General features: G+C 49.5%; 1 protein-coding gene. It reads right to left on the bottom strand.

Features of this window, described 5'->3' with window-relative positions; all coding sequences use genetic code 11:
* The coding region (gene lysA, locus ACTXGO_RS14545) for a diaminopimelate decarboxylase (protein WP_443575021.1) at window positions 1-984 on the bottom strand (984 nt) is incomplete at its 3' end.
* Between the last annotated feature and the right edge of the window lie 48 nt (window positions 985-1032).

Raw genomic sequence — 1032 nt, 5'->3', positions numbered from 1 at the left:
ATCATCACTTGGCAACGTCTCAGGAATCACCGCCATCTCAGCCTGATATAGTGCAGGACGGATCAGATCATTCATCGCCGCATCAACGATAGCAAAGTTCTTGTGCTCAGTTGGCTTTAGGACATCCACGCGGGTGATTAACACGCCAGCATTGGCAACCATGCTGCGACCCGGCTCAAAGAATACTTTTAATCCAAGCGCTTGCAATTTAGGCAATAAAGCTTGCGCAAACTTATCAATGGTCACAGGCGACTCATCGATATAACGTACCCCAAGCCCGCCGCCCAAATCGATATGACGAAGATTGATACCCTTGTCACGCAGCGAGCCAATCAGCTCAATGAGTTTATCTAACGCAGCAACAAAGGGGGCTACCTCAGTCAATTGCGAGCCGATGTGACAATCGATACCGACGATATCAATATTGTCCATGGTAGCCGCCTGCTCGTAGACGCCAACGGCCTTGTCATGAGCAATGCCAAATTTATTATCCTTAAGACCCGTTGAGATATAAGGATGCGTACCCGCGTCGACATCTGGGTTGACGCGTAGCGATATTGGCGCGCGCTTGCCCAACTGCTGAGCGACATCGTTAATGAGTGCAAGCTCGCTGATAGACTCAACATTAAAACAACCAATGCCCTGATTGAGTGCAAACTCGATGTCGTCATAAGTCTTACCTACACCTGAGAATACGATGCGATCTGCGTGACCACCTGCCGCAAGGACGCGCATAAGCTCGCCGCGCGAGACAATATCAAACCCTGCACCTGCTTGCGCTAGTACGCCCAATACCGCAAGGTTAGAATTGGCTTTTACCGCGTAACATATTTGATGATCAAGACTTGCAAAGCTGTCGCTATAGGCTTGATAGACGTCCAATATTGCCTGTTTTGAGTAGACATAGCACGGCGTACCGTAGTGCTCGGCGACATCACTTATGCTGACCTGCCCCATGTGCAGTGCTCGGTCTTGATATTGCAGCGCAGGCAAATGCTTGCTCAAAACGATGGGGTCTATATATAGACCTTG

This window comes from Psychrobacter sp. T6-1 (assembly GCF_052258445.1).
The sequence above is the reverse complement of the archived record's forward strand: the minus strand, read 5'-3'. Positions and strand labels throughout refer to the sequence as shown.